Genomic DNA, 1,096 nt, shown 5'->3' with positions numbered 1-1,096 from the left:
ATCACTAAATGAGTAAATGCCAAAACCTTATGCTTGGCATTTATAATTAGGACTTACGCAAAAAGCATAAAATTTTGCGAAAGCGGATAAAAATATAGTAGCATAAAGAGATGAAGAAAAAAGTGTGGGGCTAGGATTTTAGACCACGCCTATAAGTGATAATCTACTCCCCAATAAGCATGGGAAATGCTTGTTTTTGGAGTCAACCATGACACGAAGAAAACGTCGTAATCATTCAGCAGAGTTTAAAGTTAAAGTTGCTCTCGCAGCAATTAAAGGCGACCACACACTCGCTGAACTTTCTACTCAATTCGATTTACATCAAAACCAAATCATCGATTGGAAAAATCAACTGCTTGAGCAATCAGTCAATATTTTTTCACGACCAACAGCACAACAAGAACCAGAGATTGACCTCAAAGCTCTACATGCCAAGATAGGACATCAGGCATTGCAAATTGATTTTTTAGAAGGTGCGCTCAGAAAAATAGGGCAGCTGAGCGGCAAAAAATGATCGATAAGACCCATCAACTTTCGGTACGACAACAATCGCAATTGATTCAAATCAATCGCAGTACGTTGTATTACAAGCCCAAAGAGATTTCATCAACTGATTTGAGTTTGATGCGTCTGATCGATGAAATTCATCTCGACTACCCATTTATGGGCAGTCGAATGATACGAGATATGCTACAGCGTCAAGGGCATCAAATAGGTCGGCGTAAAGTCCGACGTTTAATGCGCTTGATGGGAATACATGCCTTGTATCCAAAACCCAATACCAGTAAGCCTAATCTTGCACACCGTATTTTCCCATATCTTTTGAAAAACATGGTCATCGATCACTCTAATCAAGTCTGGTGTACAGATATCACGTACATTCCTATGGCTAAAGGCTTTGTCTATCTGTGTGCAATTATAGATTGGCATAGTCGTAAAGTACTGGCTCATCGTGTATCGATCAGTATGGAAACAGACTTTTGCATAGATGCGTTGCAAGAAGCAATTGTGAAATATGGTTGTCCTGAGGTGTTTAATACAGACCAAGGCAGTCAATTCACAAGTGAGGCATTTTTGAATGAGTTAAAATTGCGAA

1 pseudogene is annotated in these 1,096 nt (G+C 39.3%); it reads left to right on the top strand.

Features of this window, described 5'->3' with window-relative positions:
• Window positions 1-208: 208 nt before the first annotated feature.
• Window positions 209-1,096 (top strand): annotated as a pseudogene (locus tag BFN00_RS15215) (IS3-like element ISAcsp5 family transposase); the annotation flags it as partial.

The organism is Acinetobacter sp. AR2-3 (assembly GCF_001878775.1).
GTDB classification, from domain to species: Bacteria; Pseudomonadota; Gammaproteobacteria; order Pseudomonadales; family Moraxellaceae; genus Acinetobacter; species Acinetobacter lwoffii_D.
This window is presented reverse-complemented; position numbering and strand designations above follow the sequence as displayed.